The following is an 18,366-nucleotide window of genomic DNA, read 5'->3' on the forward strand; positions in this document are numbered from 1 at the left end:
TTAATACGGGTAAAAATGAGTACGGAGGTCAGTGTTTCCCATATTGAAAAAAAGGGCAGAGACATTTCGTCCGGTGAGCTTTTTCCTAAGTATATTTTCTGAATGCGAAGTAAGGCAGATGATATATAAACTTGAAAAGTTAGATATAGAGTTTTCGAAAGAATAGTTTGAGCCTTGCGGATCTGTATCGTAATAATCAGGCTCTGCAAGCGCAAGATCTTCAAGGATACCTGAAATGGTTTTATCTAAGCTTGAGTTAACATTAAAAGCAGTTTCAGAACGTTTTAATAAACTAAGTGACACATCTATTTTCCTTTGAAACAAATCTGCTACTAATGATGCGCAAAGACAGACAGCAGATTCAAAGGCTATCCCGCTTTCTTCAGTTTCTTTCATTCCTGACGGCAACAGGGTGTCGAGTATGACAATTACTCTTGAAGAAGGAAGAGATTCGTATTCCTTTAACATGGGTACCTGATATTTTGCTGCGCTTTTCCAGTGTATCAACTTAGGGTTTTCGCCTGTTCTGTATTCTCTGAGCCCCCTAAATAGTTCAGCCTCATTTCTTAAATTATTAATTCTAGGTGATGAGAAAGAACCATACTCTGCAATATTGAGGTTTTTGCTGGAAACTTTTTTTATAACCGGCAATACTATTGCAGCAGATTCTTGAATTGCTTTTTTTTCTTTTTCAAAAAAACCAAAAGGGTAGGATGTCCCAATGGTAAAGGAAGTTATGTTTATCCGTCCTCTTCTTGGGAATGAAACTTCGCTTATCGCAGATATTCTTTCTCCAGGACCTATCTTGGGAATAAACATTTCTGGTTTTCCGGGTACAGAGTCTCTTAGGAAAATGCAGAATGAAGGGAACAACTTTTTCCCATTTCTTATTTCATATCTTAGAGGTATTGTTTCCATGCATTTGATGTGATTCGGAAGATTTCGTCTTATGGAGATTTGCCTGAACCCTGTTTCTGACATAATCCCGGAAGTAACTATGATGCTCAGCATCATTCCGAGCACAAGGAACAATAAGTTTGACCCGGTATTTATTGCAGCTATTCCTACAGCAATACAAAGTGAAGAATATATTTTACCTTCCTTTGTGAATGTGAGCCTTCTTGATTGAACAGATAAATGCATTTTCTCTATTCGGGTATTGGCAGCTCTTCAAGTATGTCCAGTAGTATCTCCTGAGCATCCTGCGTAACACCGAGGTTTCTGCCGTTTTTTGTTATGAGGCGGTGCAGGAGAACCGGCAAAGTGAGTTTTTTAATATCGTCCGGGATACAGAAGTTGCGCTTCTCAACAAGTGCAAGAGCTTTTGAGGCCCTGAAAAGGTTCAAACAGCCCCTGGGGCTTATCCCAAGTTCGAGGAACTTAGATTCCCTTGTTTTTGCAGCAATCTTAAGAATGTATTCCATAAGGCTTTTGTCAATATGCACTTTTTCAGCAGCCTTCTGAAGACCGAGAATATCCTCAGCATCAAGAACAGGAGTTAAATCATCAAGCGGGGAGGATGAACTGTGGGATGAAAGTATCTTCATCTCCTGTTCTAAATCAGGATATCCTATTTTTACCCGCATAAGAAAACGGTCAAGCTGTGATTCAGGAAGAGGGTAGGTTCCTTCAAATTCTGTTGGGTTCTGTGTGGCAAGAACTATGAAAGGATTGGGGAGATTGTGAGTCGTTCCATCCACTGACACCTGGAAGTCGTTCATTGCTTCAAGTAGACTGCTTTGAGTCCTTGGAGTTGCTCTGTTTATTTCGTCGGCAAGAATGACGCTGGCAAATATTGGTCCAGGTTTAAAGAGTAACTGTCCACTTTGCTGTTGGAATATAGAGATACCAATAATATCCCCGGGGAGGAGGTCGGGCGTAAACTGTATTCTCTGGAAACTGCAGTCTATGGATTTTGCAAGTGCCCTTGCAAGCGTTGTTTTCCCTACACCGGGAACATCTTCAATTAACACATGTCCCCGTGCAATAAGCCCGACAATTACGAGCTTAACGCATTCACGCTTTCCGATGAGGACTCTCTCAATGTTGTCAATGAGAGCTTCAATTTTTATATTACTATCCATTGCTTGAATATTAATAATGGGTTATTAATTATATAAATTAAACTATTAAAGCAAGTTTTCAAAAAAATGATATGTCTTATTTAAGAAAAAGGAGATAGGTGATGGGGAAAGAGATAGAAGCAAACGAAGGCAATTTTGAAGTTGAGGTTTTAAAATCTGCTGTTCCTGTGCTGGTGGATTTCTGGGCAACATGGTGTGGACCCTGCAAGATGGTTGCTCCCATAGTATCTGAAATCGCAAACGAATATGACGGAAAGATAAAAGTTGCGAAAGTTAATGTTGATGATAACCAGTCATTAGCAATGAAGTACGGTATCAGAAGCATCCCTTCATTACTCCTCTTCAAGGGTGGACAGGTTGTAGACCAGATTATAGGAGCGCAACCTAAGACAGCGCTTTCAGTTATGATAGATAAGCATCTGTAATAAAAAGAAAGGGGCACATTTTTAATGTGCCCCTTTCTTGTATTCTTATTTTCTTATATCAGGTTCCCATTTCCCATGAATTAAGGTATTTTTCCTGCTGAGGTGTGAGCTTATCAATTTTTATTCCCATTGAAATGAGTTTGAGTCTTGCTATCTCTTTATCAATCGATTCAGGCATAGGATAGACTTTTTTCTCAAGCTTTGACGCATTCTTGACAAGGTATTCAACACCTAGGGATTGATTGGCAAAACTCATATCCATGACGCTTGACGGATGTCCTTCAGCAGCAGCAAGATTAATAAGCCTTCCTTCTCCCAGTATGTTTATCTTCCTGCCATTTTTAAGGGTGTATTCTTCGACGAAGGGCCTTATGTTTCTTTTCTTCTTCTTCATTTTCTCAAGAGCTTCAAGATTTATCTCTACATTGAAATGCCCTGAATTTGCAACAATTGCTCCGTCCTTCATTGCATTGAAATGATGTACATCTATTACATGGATATCGCCGGTAAGGGTTATGAACATATCTCCTATTTTTGCCGCCTCATTCATAGTCATAACATCAAATCCGTCCATAACAGCCTCAATCGCCTTAATTGGATCGATTTCAGTGACTATTACTCTTGCACCCATGCCTCTTGCTCTCATTGCAACTCCTCTGCCGCACCATCCATAACCTGCCACTACAAAGCGAGATCCAGCCATCAGCCTGTTGGTGGCTCTCAGCATGCCGTCTATCGAGCTTTGTCCGGTGCCGTAGCGGTTGTCGAATAAGTGCTTTGTCTGGGCGTCGTTCACAGAGAATATCGGATACTGGAGAACGCCCTTTGCTGCCATACTGCGGAGCCTGATGACTCCTGTTGTTGTTTCTTCAGTCCCTCCAAGAATTTTTGGAAGGAGATTTTTCCTTTTAGAGAGTATTTCAGACACAAGGTCTGCGCCGTCATCCATTGTAATAACCGGGTTCGAATCAAGTACGCTGTTAATGTGGCTGTAATAAGTTTTCTTGTCCTCTCCCTTTATGGCAAACACCGGAATGCCATGTGATTTTACCAAAGCTGCCGCGACATCATCCTGCGTGCTTAAGGGATTTGATGCACAGAGAAATGTTTTTGCACCTCCTGCTTTTAGGGCAACCATCAATGCTGCTGTTTCAGTGGTTACGTGAAGGCAAGCCGCTATGTTCAGGCCTTTTAATGGTTTTTCCTTTGCAAACCTTTTGGTTATCTGGTCAAGCACAGGCATATTCTGGAAAGCCCATTCCATCCTGCAGTCACCAAGTTTTGAAAGCTTCAAGTCTTTTACGTGGTATTTCAACATATTCCTCCTGTCTTTTTAGAAACTCAGAACTCTATTTAGTTATGTCTTATGTCTATGGTTTTAATTTCGAAGCTGCATCAGTCCGTTCCCAGGTGAACTCCGGATCTAACCTACCGAAATGCCCGTATGCCGCAGTCTTTTTGTATATTGGACGTTTCAGGTCGAGATATTTTATTATACCAGACGGGGTAAGGTCGAAATGTTTCCTTACGAGTTCGATCAGCTTATCCTGAGAAATCTTTCCTGTTCCGAATGTTTCCACCATTATTGAAACCGGTTCGGCAACGCCGATCGCATAAGCGACCTGGACTTCACAATGTGAAGCAAGACCGGAAGCAACAATGTTTTTTGCAATATGTCTTGCCATGTATGCTGCTGAACGGTCAACCTTCGATGGGTCTTTTCCTGAAAATGCACCACCGCCATGATGACCTTTCCCGCCGTAGGTATCTACGATTATTTTCCTTCCCGTAAGTCCGCAATCCCCCATTGGTCCGCCTGTTACAAACCTCCCTGTCGGATTAACATGAATAGTGCAGTCATTCAGGTTAATGAGGTTTGCCGGTATAATAGGCTTTATCACCTTTTCTATGATGTATGGACGCATTTCTTTGGGGGAAATATCAGCACTGTGCTGGGATGAGATAACGATTGTATCTATCCTCTTGGGAATGCCATTTTCATATTCGACTGTGACCTGAGTTTTCCCGTCCGGTCTCAAGAAATTAAGTTCACCGGTTTTTCTTACTTTTGAAAGCTGCATTGCAAGTTTCTGTGCCATTAATATAGGCATTGGCATAAGTTCAGGGGTTTCATTGCATGCATACCCGAACATCATTCCCTGGTCTCCTGCGCCCTGAAGATGCCCCGGCTTTTCATCCACACCCATCGCAATATCTGGAGACTGTTTGTCTATCGACGTTATTACAGAGCATGTGTCGCAATCAAACCCGTATTTCGCTCTGTCATAACCTATTTCCCTCACTGTTTCCCTTACAACAGCAGGTACGTCCACGATGGAATTTGAAGTGATTTCTCCTGCCACAAAGACTATGCCTGTTGTTACTAAAGTTTCACAGGCAACCCTTGAATTAGGGTCGTTTTTCAAGTAGCTGTCAAGAACAGCGTCTGATATCTGGTCTGCTATCTTGTCTGGATGTCCCTCTGTTACTGACTCTGAGGTAAAAAGATAATTATTCTTGCTCACGTTTATTCTCCTGCTTTCTGGTTAAAGGTTTTAGCTCATAGTATAAGTTAAAGTTGTTAGTCAATTAGAAAAAAATCTTCGGGAAATTTTTCACATAGAAAAGTATTAATATGACTTCTGATTTCTTCTGCATTGCTCATAGTAAGGATTCTGGAAACTACATTTTTTGCATCTTCAAGCTTGGAATTGCGCAGTATTCTTTTTATATTTGGTATTGAGATAGGGTTTGTGCTCAGTTCATCAATCTCTAACCCGAGCAGCAGAAAAGCATATATCGGTTCGGCAGCCATTTCACCGCAGAGACAGACAGGTATGTTCATCCTGTGGGCTGATGATACTATGTTGCTTATGAGGCGAAGAATTGCAGGATGAAGCGGTTCATAGAGGTAGGCGACCTTCTCATTTACTCTGTCTATGGCAAGGCAATACTGTATAAGGTCATTTGTTCCAATGCTGAAAAAATTTACTTCTCTGGCAAGAATGTCTGCAATAATTGCGGCCGTGGGAACTTCTATCATTATTCCAACTTCAATGTTGTCATTGAATTGTTTTCCCTCACTTTGCAGTTCTTTTCTGCATTCATTAAGGATACTTTTTGCGCTTCTAAGTTCTCCAATTCCTGATATCATCGGGAATAGAATTCTTAGATTGCCAAAATGGCTTGCCCTCAGAATAGCACGGAGCTGGGTTTTAAAAAGTTCCGGTTGCTCAAGACAGAAGCGTATAGCACGAAGCCCCATTGCAGGGTTAAGTTCCTCCGCCATCTGCATTTGGGATAAATACTTGTCTCCGCCAAGATCAAATGTCCTGATGGTGACAGGCTTTGGATACATCGTTTCAGCCAGTTTTCTGTAGTTGTTGAACTGTTCCTCTTCATCAGGGGTTGTCAATCTGTTGAGATATAGGAATTCGGTCCGGTAAAGGCCGATTCCGTCAGCTCCGTAACTATCAACGGCTATAGCTTCTTCAGGGAGTTCAATATTGGCAAATATCTTAAGTTTAAACCCGTCAGCGGTTTCTGCAGGAAGATCATGAAGCGATAAAAAAGTCTTTTGGAGTTCATCAAATTTTCTTTTCTTTTCTTCATATTTCTGAAGTGTGAGTTCATCCGGATTGATTATTACATCCCCTGAATTTGCATCAATAATGAGACGATCGCCGCTCTGGATTTTAGTTGTTGCATTTTTTAACCCAACAACAGCAGGTATCTCAAGGCTTCTTGCCATTATGGCTGTATGACTGGTTTTCCCTCCTACATCGGTTGCAAAACCAAGTATGGTTTCTTTGTGCATTAACGCAGTATCCGCAGGCGCCAGATCATGAGCGATTACTATGACAGGCTTTTTTATATCGCTAATACCTATATGTGAAACACCGGCAAGGTTGGAAAGTATCCTGCTCCTGATATTTCCTATGTCGGTTTTTCTTTCCTTCAGGTATTCATCATCAAAACCGGAGAATATCTCTATCAATTCGCTTATTGCCTCATCAAGAGCCCATTCGCAGTTGATTTTCTGTCCTTTTATTCTTTTTATAGTTTTATCTCGAACAGTTTCATCTTTAAGCATCAGGATCTTAGCTTCGAAGATAAGTGCATGCTGATATCCAAGTTTTTCCTCAACGCGGGATTTGATCTCTTCAAGCTGATGTACGGAAACTTCCACAGCTGTATCAAGGCGCGCAATTTCCTTCTCTATATCATTTCCACTGATATTATGTTTGGGTACATGATTAATCGTCTGGTCGAGGATAAATGCCTCGCCAATTACGATCCCAGATGTAACAGCAATCCCTTTTATAAAGTCATCCATGTTTTCTGATGGTTAAATACTGTATTGACCCAAAAAAATATATTTCTCATACGTTTTAGAGAAAATTGCAAGGGCAATCTATTCTTCTCCGAATTTATTATGCACAAGCTCCTGTATGGCACTAATTGCTGATTCACTGTCCGTACCGGTTGCTGTTACTGTTACCGAATTCCCTTTGGCTGCTGCAAGCATCATCACTCCCATAATACTCTTACCATTAATTGATTGGCCATCCTTTTCAATCTCTATTTTTGATGAAAACTTGTTGGTAAGTTTCACCAAGGTAGCTGCGGCTCTTGCATGCAAACCAAGTTTGTTCCTGATAATAAGCTTAACCACTTTTTTTTCCAAGTTCCCCCCCTTATAATAAAGGAAAAATATATTCCCAGATTAAACACAAGAGTAAGATTATATATATTACTGCTTTGGCTGAGATGTTTTTTGAGAGTAAAAAATAAATAAGATGAAACGCTGAAAGCACTATTAACATGTTAAATAGAAATCCTGAATCAATAAATTTAAACGTTGTACTCCTGCATATCAACGGAATACAGACTCCAAGAAGGATTGCCATAAGCATTTTTGCCTCATTGAGCACATGATATAAATTCATTCTTCTAACATCAAAAATAATGTCCTTCCCTGATTTATAACCTGCAAATGCGCCATAGAATCTAAATCCCAGGCTGAAGATGTTGTATAGTATCAGGAATAAGAATGCTGAGAGGATTGATTCGCGAAGTGCAACTATAAGGGCTATAACCGAGACAAGAGGTCTGAGAGTTGCCCAAAAAACCGAATCACCTATAGCGCCAAACGGCCCCATGAGGGAAGCTTTGATAGAATCAGGGTCGTCTTTAGATACATTATTAAGGGAAAGATCTTCTTCGCATTTAACGACTGCTCCTGCAATAGCAGAAGAAAAATATGGGTTTGTATTGAAAAAATCTATATGTTTTAAAAACATTTTGTTCAATGTGCTTGGGCTTGAAGCTATTTTTTTCAGGGCTCCTGAAATGGTATAGAGAAAACCAAGAGACTGCATTTTATTGAAATTCCAGCTTGCCTGAATGAAAAGGGACCGCAAAGCAATTAATGAAATATCAAAAAATGTTATATTTCTTTTATTATCCATATCTGAGCATCAATAAAATTATTATTATCTGAACACAGGCACCGGCTATAAAATAATAATAAAACTTCTTTATCAGAAGGTTTTTCAGTATGACTGCTACTCCTATTACCGGGAGGAGCCTGAATAGGTGCGAAAAAGAGGAAATGATTTCCTTTGGAAGATGAGTTAAAATATTTGGCAACAATAAGATCAGAAATGACAATGAGACTGCCAAGAACACCATGTTTTTTAAAAAGAAGAAAAGTATTCCGCCAAGGTTGTATACCCCTATTAAAGACAGGTCGTCTCTTTTGATAGCTTTGATTGCTGCTTCAACCCAGATGTAGTTATTCTTCCTTACGAGCATATCAGCTTTTTCTTCGATGGAAAGCAAAGGGATTACGCATAAAAAAACAGCTCCGCATATAGACATGCTTGTAATGCCGCTCATTTCAGGGAATTGCATAATTATTATTGATGCAGAAGTGATAAGTATTGCAGCTACAGAGGCATTGGGGACTATGGCTGCACCTATCTGCAGTGATGGCAACCATATGAGCTGAGTTGCAGCTCCAACATGCAGACCGAGAATGGGATTACCGAGAAAATAGCCGATTATTGGTGACGCAACTATTGGCTGTGAAATCATCAGCTGGAGAACGGCTGTGCGGTCAAGAGCTATTATGCTTCCCAATATAACAGCAACAATTATTTCATTTATCATAGTCTACTAATGGTTATAAAAACTATTTCATGCAGAAAACTATTCCAGAAGGTGCTTCTTGGCAAAAAGTTCTTTAAGGTTTTTTTGTTTCTCTCCAGGAACTGACTGTATGTTTATGTCTATTCCCATTTTGAGAAGCATATTAAGTGTTTTAATTTCTGTAGCGCTTACAAAAACCGTTTGAGAAAGCTTCATTTTATTTTCAACAGATCTCATCCCTCCCAGGTTTAGCTTGTCAAGTTTAAAGCCATTATCCACAAGTCTGTATACGTCATCTATAGTGGAGAAAAGAATTATAGTTCGAGAGTTCTCATTTTCGATCAGTGGCAACTCATTAACCATGTTGTCAATGGTTGAAAAAATTGTTTTTATTTCTGGAGGAACTGCAAATTCAAATATTAGCTTTTGAGACGCATCACTAGCTATACGGTCATTTACTACAATTATCGTAGTAACCGAAAGAGGCCTTGCCCAGCCTTCCACTACCTGACCGTGAATGAGACGGTCATCAACTCTGAATAAAGAGAAATGCATTTTGAAAGAATCAGATCAGTTGTTATGTTCTTCTTTTTGCTGACCAAGTATTTCAGAGGCAACCATGATATGTTTTTTCCCGTATTGTTTACAGAAAGAAACGAGCTTCTGAAGCGGGTTATGTTCCCTCTCGGTCAGGAATTTAATAAGCATTGGGAGATTGACGCCAGTAACCACTTCAATTTTCCCTTCATCCATGAAAGAAAGACTCAGATTAGTAGGTGTACCGCCAAACATATCAGTAAATATGAGAATACCTTCTTCTGATTTAACATCAGAGATAGCTTTTTTGATGGCGTGTACTATATCTTCTTCCCCGTTGTTTAGCTTGATACAAACAGACAGCAAGTGTTTTTGCCTTCCAAGTATCATTTCAGCGGATTTAATAAGCTCAGCAGCTAGGTTTCCGTGTGTAACTATTATTGCTCCAACCAAGTTAATTCTCCTTATTTTGCTTACTGTTTCTGCGCTTTGAATCAGCTGTAAGACTCTTTTCTTCTTCGATGATTTTGTTTAGCAGCTTTCTGTTCAATTCTTCAGCCGGATTATAACCCATTTTCTTCAAAAGATAGTTTCTTGCAGCAATTTCAATTATCATTGACATGTTTCTTCCTGGAGCAACAGGCATAAGAATTTTTGGTATTTTTATCCCGAGTATGTCAGCATAAAGCGTATCAAGCCCGAGTCTTTCGTACTGACTTTCCAACTCCCATTCTTCAAGTTCAATTACGATCTCTATTCTCTTGCTGTCACGTATAGATGTAACTCCGAAAAGGTCTTTTATGTTTATTATACCAAGTCCTCTTATCTCCATGTGGTGACGGATGCTTTCCGGACTGGAACCGAGAAGCGTCATTTCTCCTGTTTTCTTGATTACAACTACGTCATCAGATACAAGACGGTGGCCTTTTTCCACCAGGTCGAGAACGATCTCACTTTTGCCGACGCCGCTTTTCCCGAGTAAAAGAACTCCAACTCCAAAAACATCTACAAGCACTCCATGCAGGGTAATTGATTCTGCCAGTTTTTCCTCGAGAAAATTGAGAAGCCTGGAGATAAGAATTGTGGAGTTGATAGTTGAACACATAACAGGGGTGTTGGTTTTTGAAGCTATGCCCAGAAGATCGCAGGGAGGAGGATTGCTGTTAGATATTATTATGCAGGCAAGGCGAAGTTTAAGAAGCTTTCTTAGAGAATCATTGCATTTACCTGCCGGCAGCGTCTTTAAGTAAGATGTTTCTGTGTTGCCTAAAATGCTTACTGTCTCACTTTTTATATTTTCAAGATATCCTGCAAGAGCAAGTCCAGGCTTTTGAATGTGGTAATTGCTGATCTTATTTCTTAGACTGTTTTTTGCACATAGGATACTGAGATTAAGATCTTCTTTTGTTTCATTAAAAAACTGTTTTACTGTAATAAATTTCTTCATGAATGGTCAGCTATATTTTGAATCTTCGTCGGCAAGAAGAGTGAACATTTCATTTTTGCTTTCTGCATTCAACAGTTTGTTTCTTAGTGTAGGGTTACTGAGAATCCTTGAAAGTTTAGCTAAAGCCTTAAGGTGCATGCTCGCTGCATTTTCAGGTCCAACAAGTAAGAAAAAGAGATGTACAGGTTTACTGTCCATCGCATTAAAATCTATACCATCCTTTGACCTTCCAACTATAAGAAGTTCTTCGTCGATACTCGGGACTTTCCCATGCGGGATAGCAATCCCATCTCCAATACCGGTACTGCCAAGTTCTTCTCTGGACTCAAGAATCTTAAAAAGAGTATCTGTTGTTTCCTTTATCTTGAAAATTGAGACGAGATGAGAAGAAAGCTCTTTGAGAATTTCTGCTTTGTTCCTGGAAGCCATTGTTGGCAAGATTGCTTCCTCTTTCAGCACATTAGAAATTTTCATAATGTCTCTTTTTTATTCAGTGTCAGCTGTTTCCTCACCTTCAGCTTCATCGGAGCGTTCTTTCTTTCTTGATGATGAGTAACGTGCCTTACGCTTATTCAACTGTGTGTCTAATTTCTCAATACACTGGTCTACAGAAGCATAAAGGTCATCAGTCTCTGCTTTGCTGACAAAAAGCTGATCATCTACATGTATGTTTATTTCCGATATGTGCCGGTATTTCTCTACACTTAAAATTACTGATACTGTTAGAATATTATCAGTGTATTTTTTTAGTTTTTCTACCCTTTTTGTGACATGATTTTTTAAGGCCGGGGTCAATTCTATATGTCTTCCCTTGATTGTTATTTGCATAAATCCTCCATGTCGTTGTCAGATAATTTTCTTTCTCTTGCTCGAAGGCAAAAAGTTAAGTTCTTCTCTGTATTTTGCTATTGTTCTCCTTGCTATATATAATTTTTGACTGGCAAGAATCTGCGCTATTTTTTCATCGCTCAGAGGTTTTGATTTATCTTCATTCTGGATTATATCTTTAATCATGTTTTTTATGGATTTTGAAGAAACACTATCTCCGTCTCCAGCTGTAATGCCGCTTGTAAAGAAAAATTTAAGTTCAAATATACCATGAGGAGTGTGCATATATTTATTGTTTGTAACACGGCTTACAGTGCATTCATGGAGAGAAATATCCTCTGCTACTTCCCTTAATACCATAGGTTTAAGATATGAAATTCCCTGTTCGAAAAAATCTCTTTGTTTCCTTACTATGCTTTTTGCAACTTTATAAATAGTCCTTTGTCTCTGTTGTATTGTCTTTAAAAGCCATACCGCAGAGCGCATTTTTTGTTCAAGATAATCTTTTGCCTCCTTGTTATGAGAGTTAAGTTTATGAATCATTTCTTTATATGATTGGCTTATTTTAAGGTTGTTAAATCCATCATCATTCAAATGGACAACATATTCGTTGTCAACTTTTACAACAAATACATCAGGCTGTATGTAACGGGTTTCTTCCCCTCCAAAATTCCTGGCAGGTCTTGGATCAAGGCTTTTAATGACATAAAGAGCGGTTCGTATATCTTCTTCCGTTGCTCCGCAGATATCGGCCAATTTCTTGAGATTAAGGGACTTTAGATCTTCCATGTGATTCGTCAATATTTCCATGGCAAGGGGGTTGTAATCTTCCCTGTTTTCTAATTGTATTATGAGACATTGCTGGATATTTTCAGCCGCAATACCGTCAGGATCGAAGTTTCTGAACAAGGAATGGACATGTTGAAGCTTATCCCTGTCCAGGGTATAGCGCTGAGCCATTTCATCGAGAGTCATTGAAAGAAATCCGTTTTCATCTAAATTCCCGATTATTAAGCTTCCTATTTTGCTTTCTTCATCATCAGATACTACAAGGGCGAGTTGCTTATGTAAATGTTCGCTTAATGTTTCCTTGGAAGCAATTATATTTTCTAGATTGGGACTGTCTTCAGAAAAATCACAGCTCAGATTTGTTCCATAATTTTCATGATATGACTGAAGAAAATATTCCCAGTCTACCTCGTTAAGAGGTTTGTCAGATGTGGGATCATCCTTGTGAACTTTATCAGCCGGAAGAAAAATCTCTTCTTCACTGATTGGAAGAGCTTCCTCTTCAGATACAGGTTCAGTCGTTTCCTCGAGAACAGGATTCTCAAGAAGTTTTTCCTTTATAATCTGCTGCAGTTCAAGCCTCGAGAGTGTCAGAAGCTCGATGGCCTGTCTCAGCTCTGTTGTCATCACAAGCTTCTGAGTTTGCTTTAGCTGAAGCTTTACTTCAAGAGCCATTGTTTTTATCAGTTAAAAAGTTCAAAATTATTTCCAAGATAAATTCTTTTAACATTCTCGCTTTTTGCTATTGCATCCGGGATACCATGCTCTATTACTTTACCGTCACTGATTATGTAAGCCCTATCAGTTATTTTTAGTGTTTCTCTTACATTGTGATCGGTTATTATTATGCCAATGCCTTTATTTTTTAGGTTGCAGATTATCTGTTGTATTTCATCCACTGCTTTGGGTTCTATTCCTGCAAATGGCTCATCTAGGAGAATGAAATGTGGATTTGTTATAAGACTTCTTGTTATCTCAACTCTTCTTCTTTCGCCCCCAGACAATGTGTATGCCTTACTTTTTGCCAGATGAGAAAGGCTTAATTCCTCTAGCAGCATTTTTAATCGTTCTTCCTTCTCGTCTTCGGGTATCAGAAGCATCTCCAGTATAGCAGAGAAATTCTCTTCTACAGTAAGCTTTTTAAATATTGAAGACTCCTGCGGCAGATAACCTATGCCGCGTCTTGCTCTCATATACATCGGAAGTGATGCGATATCATCGCCATTTAGGAGTATCTCTCCGCCATCAGGCTTTATAAGGCCTACCACCATGTAAAATGTCGTAGTCTTTCCCGCTCCATTTGGCCCCAAAAGTCCCACTACTTCACCGTTTCTTATTTCCATCGAAACATCGTCAACTACTCTCCTGTTGCCGTATGTTTTATTTAAAGATTTTATATTAAGCGTTTTAACCTGGCTCACAATGCACCTTCCTCTGAGTCTGATTCTTTATTCCCTGTCTCTTTCTTGGATTTCCCCATGCCAGGCGCATTCTTCATGCTTTTAGGCTTAATTTGAACATCTGCGGAGTTCACTATTATTCTATCTTCATTGAGATGCATGCTTATGCTGTTGCCTTTAAGCACATTACCTTTCTGCCATACTTGGGGGCTTCCCTCTAAAAGAATTTCCTGCGTGTTATCAAAATATGTCGCCTTTTCAGCTGTTGCATTCTTATCTTCCTGATTAATTCTTACATTTCCGAGCGCAACGATTTTTTCGATTTTTTTATCTTTTTGATTTAAATAAATGTCCATTCTGTCTGCAAGAAGGGTCGTGTCACTTCTAATTGCCTTAACATTGTCGTAGAATATTATAAGGTCTTTTTTGTTATATGCTTCCATTCTATCTGATGTTATTTTTATTGGGATATCTTTGTCTGAACCTTTCCCCAGCATATCCATTATGGAGTTTTTTTCTTCTGTTCTTCCGGTTAATGTAAAAAGCATGATTAGAACCGTAAAGCCCGCGATAGAAATTCTTTTTAAATTTGTCATGTCCTCATCCATTTTATATTTGTGATACTATTATAATACAAAAAAAATTTAAATTAAACCATTCTTGCTGAATTTCTTAACTGCACTCGGAGAGACAGTCAGTTCGACATCCGATAAAAGTTCTATTTTTTCATCCTTCAAAACTGCCTTCATTCCTTTCCCGTCAATTCTGAAATTTTCTCCATAAAGAGATACTCGTCCGTCTGTTGTCACAATCCCTTCACCACCGCTCCATTTCAGATTTTCAGTTGTAAAATTCAAACCGCTTGTTGACACAGCAGTAATTGGTGCATCGCAGTATATGTCGGAATTGCCAAGCCCCATTGTCATGTCATCATTGATTTTAGCATTTATTCTTGCCTTTAACCCTGAAATGGTAATCTTTTTCCCCTTTTCATATGTGTAAACAATCTTGAAATTATTAAGAACCCCGTTGTTTTTGTCCTGATAGAAATCAGCTTTTTCAGCTGATAAGGAAAATCTTGGATATTCTGTCGTTGCCTGGGAAAATTTGAGCGGTTTTATGCTTATAGAAGGAACTTCAGTTTGTGGAAGTGTGGCAGGAACAGTTACCTTCTTTTCACTAACTCTTCCCGGTATGAACACACTGAATAGTGTGGCAATTAACAGTAAAGTGAAAACAGTGAGAAAATGGTACTTAAATTTTTTTATATAAGATCCCTGCATGTTTCACCTGGATATTACGCATAATACCTTTCCATCAAAGTATCCCATTTCCCCTGAGCTTTAAGAATAAAATCTATTACTTCCCGCACAGCTCCGCTTCCGCCATAGCGTTTAGTCACCATGTCAGCTGATTCTAAAACCTCCTGTACTGCATCAGAAACAGCTACTGATAAACCGACTCTGCGCAATACCGGCAGGTCTGGCAGATCGTCTCCAATGTATGCTATTTCTTCTGTGCTTAATTTAGTTGATTCAAGGATTTTGTTAAAAGCCGACTTCTTATCGAGAGCTTTCTGTATTACTGTCTTAATTCCAAGTTCAGAAGCACGCTGGTCAACAATAGAAGAACTTCTGCCGGTTATTATAGCTACTTCCAATCCAAATCGATGTGCAGCTTTTATTCCATGTCCGTCTTTTACGTCAAATGCTTTTATCTCTCGCTGGGTGCTGTCAAATATTATTTTCCCGTCTGTTAAAACGCCGTCAACATCAACAATCAACAGTTTGATTTTTTTAGCCTTTTTTTTCAGTTCAGGAAGTTTAATGGCCAATTTCAGACAACTCCTGACTTTAATATATCATGCAGATGAATTATTCCTTCAGCTTGTTTACCATTGAGGGATACTATGAGTGAGGTGATAGAGTATTTTTCCATGACTTGCAGGGCTTCAACAGCAAGAGCGTCAGGTTTGATGGTTTTTGGGTTCATCGTCATAATTTCACACGCTTTTTTTCTCATTATATCTGGATGCTTTTCCATGGCGCGACGAAGGTCGCCGTCTGTGATCAGGCCCTTAATTTTTTTCTTGCCGTCTGTTACAATTGTCAGACCAAGTTTTTTCGATGTTATTTCATAAATTGCATTCTTAACAGAAGAATCAGCTAGTACAAATGGTATTTCTCCGTCAGAATGCATGATGTCATTCACTTTTAAAATGAGTTTCTTTCCCAATGTGCCGCCAGGATGGAGAAAAGCAAAGTTGTCTTTCTTGAATCCTCTTCTTTCAAGGAGGGCTACTGCAAGTGCATCACCCATTGCCAGCGCGGCAGTTGTACTTGCTGTTGGAGCAAGACCGAGAGGGCATGCTTCTTTATTTACATGGATATTCAGAACAATATCGCTCTGTTTTCCTAAAGCAGATAATGGATTGCTTGTAAGGGAAATAAGCTTTATCCCAAGTCTTTTTATTACAGGGATTATCTCATTAATTTCCCGGGTTTCACCGCTGTTAGATAAGGCGAGCATTACATCATTTTTAACTACCATTCCAATATCGCCATGAGAACCGTCGGCAGGATGCAAAAAGAATGCCGGAGTTCCGGTACTTGCAAAGGTTGCCGCAATTTTGCCGCCTATCAAACCGGATTTTCCCATGCCTGTAACTACAACACGCCCTTTACAGTTATATAACGCTTCGACAGCCTTATTGAATGACTCATCAAGTTTATCAATAAGATTGAGAATTGCTTCAGCTTCAATTTTTAAAACTTCTTTTGCTTTTCCTATACTCATGATTTAACTAGATATTGGTAAGGTGGTTAAATTCGTTGAAATTTAATAATATTTTTTTGTTTATGTCAAGCTATTTAGGGGAGTGCAAAACGAGCTTTTACAAGGTTTGAGGGATAATTTATGGTTTTATTTAATCCAGAATAAACAGATCACCAGTGGAAAATTTCAGTATGTTCTCATCCTGGCACTTTACAAGAAGATATCCTTGTTCATCGATATCGACTGCTTTCCCTTCGATAATTTTTTCTCCGTCAATTAACCTGACTTTTTTGCCCAGGCAGAGCGAATAAGTTCTATAGATGGATCTGACCTCATCTTCTCCGTTCTTTGAAAGGAGCAATTTATAATGATTGTAGAATGAATTAATAAATGATGCGATAAGGGCTTCAATGGCTGTTTTCTCTTTTGTTTCAAGGAAAAGAGAAGTTGGTGGATGCAGAAATTGCCCCTCAAAGTGTTCAATGTTAACATTTATGCCTATCCCGCAGATTATAAAATCTATTTTATCATATTTTAAAGATGCTTCAGTCAGTATCCCGCCTGTTTTTTTGCCGGCTATAAATATGTCATTTGGCCACTTCACTCCGCATTTTAACCCTGTGCATTCTGAGATTGCCTCTACAGCGCTGATACATGGGAGCATTGTGAAGAAATAATATTTGGAAGAGGGAAGGGAAGGTCTTAGAATTAATGATATATATATACCTTCACCTTTAGGTGAATACCATTGCCTTTTCATCCTTCCACGCCCGGAAGTCTGTGAATCTGCAATGACTACAGTACAGTCCGGAAAACCTGACTCGGCCAGCTCTTTTGCCTTATTATTTGTAGAATCTATTGAAGCAAAATGATGGAAGCTGCTTGCAAAGGGATTTAATGCTATTCGTTCTTTAATGTATTGTATGTCCATCGAGTATTGTTTATCATTTAAAGTATATGTATATTATAAGTAATAAATAACTTTTTCAACCACGATACATACCGAAATTACTTCGCGTTCATTAATATCAAGGATTTGACTTTGCATAATTCATAATTTAAAAGAAAATAGCATTTAAAAAATATAACAGGAATTCTATTGTGAGATTTTATGGCAATCTATAATTATTCTTCTGATGAGGTTATACTGAAGATTGTTTATTATGGAACAGCAAGAGGAGGAAAGACAACTAATCTTGAATATATATATAACCACAGCGATCCCTCAACAAGGGGAAAACTAATTTCTCTGATGACAGAAAGCGACAGGACATTGTTTTTTGACTTGTTGCCGATGGATTTGGGGCAGATAAGAGGCCTTAACGTAAAAATACAGCTTTATACTACTCCGGGTCAGGTGCAGCTAAATTCTACAAGAAAGCTTGTCTTAAAGGGAGTAGATGCACTGGTCTTTGTAGGAGATTCACAAAAGAATCAGATAGAGTCTAACCTTGAAAGCCTTGAAAATTTAAAATTAAATTTAAGTGACATAGGCCTTGATTATAATAGCATTCCGATTGTATTCCAATTCAACAAGAGGGATATTGAAAATGTAACTTCAATTGAGGAAATGAATGCTATTCTTAATCCTATGGGATTCCCTTTTATACAGGCATCGGCCATAAATGGGGAAGGTGTTTTTGATACATTGAAGTCAATATCTAAATCTGCTATTGATAAAGCCCAAACATTGAGACCAACTCCGGTACAGCAGCCTCCGATGATAATTGAAAATATATCTGATAAAAAAGAACCAGAGATACCAAAGCTTAATACTGAAGCAGCAAAAACCCCGGGTATCGATTTGCAAAAGGACATAATAGATCTTGAAGAAAAGATCTTTGATGCCCGCCGTACTTTAAATCAGCTTGTCAAGGTCCTGATCGATATTGAATGGAAGATAATGAAATCAGGCCAGTAAACTGATT

At 38.9% G+C, this 18,366-nt stretch carries 22 protein-coding genes; 2 read left to right on the forward strand and 20 right to left on the reverse strand.

The features are described from left to right. Together HZA77_06750 and HZA77_06755 are read right to left on the reverse strand one after the other, a co-directional pair. Complete coding sequence (locus HZA77_06750; GenBank protein ID MBI5375117.1) at positions 1 to 1,143, reverse strand: DUF58 domain-containing protein; 1,143 nt, start codon at positions 1,141 to 1,143, stop codon at positions 1 to 3. Between the two features lie 5 nt (positions 1,144 to 1,148). Next, positions 1,149 to 2,084 (reverse strand): AAA family ATPase, encoded by a 936-nt coding sequence (locus tag HZA77_06755; protein ID MBI5375118.1) that lies wholly within the window; start codon positions 2,082 to 2,084, stop codon positions 1,149 to 1,151. A gap of 101 nt (positions 2,085 to 2,185) precedes the next feature. Here HZA77_06755 and trxA point away from each other — a divergent pair, with 101 nt between their 5' ends. Then, the gene (trxA, locus tag HZA77_06760) at positions 2,186 to 2,509 is read left to right on the forward strand and encodes a thioredoxin (GenBank protein MBI5375119.1); all 324 of its coding nucleotides are present in this window, start codon (positions 2,186 to 2,188) and stop codon (positions 2,507 to 2,509) included. A 58-nt stretch (positions 2,510 to 2,567) separates the two neighbouring features. Here the strand turns inward: trxA and HZA77_06765 are convergent, their stop codons facing one another. The 18 genes from HZA77_06765 to HZA77_06850 form a co-directional block, all read right to left on the reverse strand. Beyond that, a complete protein-coding gene (locus HZA77_06765) occupies positions 2,568 to 3,824 on the reverse strand; it encodes an adenosylhomocysteinase (GenBank protein ID MBI5375120.1) in 1,257 nt (418 codons plus the stop codon). Between the two features lie 55 nt (positions 3,825 to 3,879). Next, positions 3,880 to 5,034 carry a methionine adenosyltransferase gene (locus tag HZA77_06770; GenBank protein ID MBI5375121.1) on the reverse strand — a complete coding sequence of 385 codons (1,155 nt, stop codon included), beginning with the start codon at positions 5,032 to 5,034 and terminating at the stop codon, positions 3,880 to 3,882. A 56-nt stretch (positions 5,035 to 5,090) separates the two neighbouring features. Next, positions 5,091 to 6,845, reverse strand: a complete 1,755-nt coding sequence (ptsP, locus tag HZA77_06775; protein ID MBI5375122.1) for a phosphoenolpyruvate--protein phosphotransferase — start codon at positions 6,843 to 6,845, stop codon at positions 5,091 to 5,093. Between the two features lie 78 nt (positions 6,846 to 6,923). Further along, on the reverse strand, positions 6,924 to 7,196 hold the full coding sequence (locus tag HZA77_06780) for an HPr family phosphocarrier protein (protein ID MBI5375123.1): 273 nt from the start codon (positions 7,194 to 7,196) through the stop codon (positions 6,924 to 6,926). A gap of 10 nt (positions 7,197 to 7,206) precedes the next feature. After that, complete coding sequence (locus tag HZA77_06785; protein MBI5375124.1) at positions 7,207 to 7,980, reverse strand: PTS system mannose/fructose/sorbose family transporter subunit IID; 774 nt, start codon at positions 7,978 to 7,980, stop codon at positions 7,207 to 7,209. Next, positions 7,973 to 8,683 carry a PTS sugar transporter subunit IIC gene (locus HZA77_06790; GenBank protein MBI5375125.1) on the reverse strand — a complete coding sequence of 237 codons (711 nt, stop codon included), beginning with the start codon at positions 8,681 to 8,683 and terminating at the stop codon, positions 7,973 to 7,975. The genes HZA77_06785 and HZA77_06790 overlap by 8 nt, the downstream gene beginning before the upstream one ends. Before the next feature lie 39 nt (positions 8,684 to 8,722). Then, positions 8,723 to 9,217, reverse strand: a complete 495-nt coding sequence (locus HZA77_06795; GenBank protein MBI5375126.1) for a PTS sugar transporter subunit IIB — start codon at positions 9,215 to 9,217, stop codon at positions 8,723 to 8,725. Positions 9,218 to 9,232: 15 nt separating this feature from the next. After that, on the reverse strand, positions 9,233 to 9,652 hold the full coding sequence (locus tag HZA77_06800) for a PTS sugar transporter subunit IIA (GenBank protein ID MBI5375127.1): 420 nt from the start codon (positions 9,650 to 9,652) through the stop codon (positions 9,233 to 9,235). Position 9,653: 1 nt separating this feature from the next. Continuing rightward, the gene (hprK, locus tag HZA77_06805) at positions 9,654 to 10,646 is read right to left on the reverse strand and encodes an HPr(Ser) kinase/phosphatase (protein ID MBI5375128.1); all 993 of its coding nucleotides are present in this window, start codon (positions 10,644 to 10,646) and stop codon (positions 9,654 to 9,656) included. 6 nt (positions 10,647 to 10,652) lie between these two features. Then, entirely contained in the window at positions 10,653 to 11,120 is a 468-nt protein-coding gene (locus HZA77_06810) for a PTS sugar transporter subunit IIA (protein ID MBI5375129.1), read from the reverse strand. Between the two features lie 12 nt (positions 11,121 to 11,132). Then, positions 11,133 to 11,474: a ribosome-associated translation inhibitor RaiA gene (gene raiA, locus HZA77_06815; GenBank protein MBI5375130.1), complete on the reverse strand. Its 342-nt coding sequence runs from the start codon at positions 11,472 to 11,474 to the stop codon at positions 11,133 to 11,135. A gap of 18 nt (positions 11,475 to 11,492) precedes the next feature. After that, positions 11,493 to 12,938, reverse strand: a complete 1,446-nt coding sequence (gene rpoN / locus HZA77_06820) for an RNA polymerase factor sigma-54 (GenBank protein MBI5375131.1) — start codon at positions 12,936 to 12,938, stop codon at positions 11,493 to 11,495. Positions 12,939 to 12,946: 8 nt separating this feature from the next. Next, positions 12,947 to 13,660: an LPS export ABC transporter ATP-binding protein gene (lptB, locus tag HZA77_06825; protein ID MBI5375132.1), complete on the reverse strand. Its 714-nt coding sequence runs from the start codon at positions 13,658 to 13,660 to the stop codon at positions 12,947 to 12,949. Between the two features lie 20 nt (positions 13,661 to 13,680). Beyond that, on the reverse strand, positions 13,681 to 14,259 hold the full coding sequence (gene lptA, locus HZA77_06830) for a lipopolysaccharide transport periplasmic protein LptA (GenBank protein MBI5375133.1): 579 nt from the start codon (positions 14,257 to 14,259) through the stop codon (positions 13,681 to 13,683). Positions 14,260 to 14,307: 48 nt separating this feature from the next. Beyond that, positions 14,308 to 14,946: an LPS export ABC transporter periplasmic protein LptC gene (gene lptC, locus HZA77_06835; protein ID MBI5375134.1), complete on the reverse strand. Its 639-nt coding sequence runs from the start codon at positions 14,944 to 14,946 to the stop codon at positions 14,308 to 14,310. Positions 14,947 to 14,960: 14 nt separating this feature from the next. Beyond that, positions 14,961 to 15,476, reverse strand: a complete 516-nt coding sequence (locus tag HZA77_06840) for an HAD-IIIA family hydrolase (GenBank protein ID MBI5375135.1) — start codon at positions 15,474 to 15,476, stop codon at positions 14,961 to 14,963. Positions 15,477 to 15,499: 23 nt separating this feature from the next. Next, complete coding sequence (locus HZA77_06845; GenBank protein MBI5375136.1) at positions 15,500 to 16,459, reverse strand: KpsF/GutQ family sugar-phosphate isomerase; 960 nt, start codon at positions 16,457 to 16,459, stop codon at positions 15,500 to 15,502. A gap of 130 nt (positions 16,460 to 16,589) precedes the next feature. Beyond that, the gene (locus HZA77_06850) at positions 16,590 to 17,369 is read right to left on the reverse strand and encodes a biotin--[acetyl-CoA-carboxylase] ligase (GenBank protein ID MBI5375137.1); all 780 of its coding nucleotides are present in this window, start codon (positions 17,367 to 17,369) and stop codon (positions 16,590 to 16,592) included. A gap of 180 nt (positions 17,370 to 17,549) precedes the next feature. Here HZA77_06850 and HZA77_06855 point away from each other — a divergent pair, with 180 nt between their 5' ends. Then, on the forward strand, positions 17,550 to 18,359 hold the full coding sequence (locus HZA77_06855; GenBank protein ID MBI5375138.1) for a GTPase domain-containing protein: 810 nt from the start codon (positions 17,550 to 17,552) through the stop codon (positions 18,357 to 18,359). Positions 18,360 to 18,366: the final 7 nt, after the last annotated feature.

It is taken from the genome of Candidatus Schekmanbacteria bacterium (genome assembly GCA_016219965.1).
In the GTDB taxonomy this organism is placed as follows: Bacteria; Schekmanbacteria; GWA2-38-11; order GWA2-38-11; family J061; genus JACRJM01.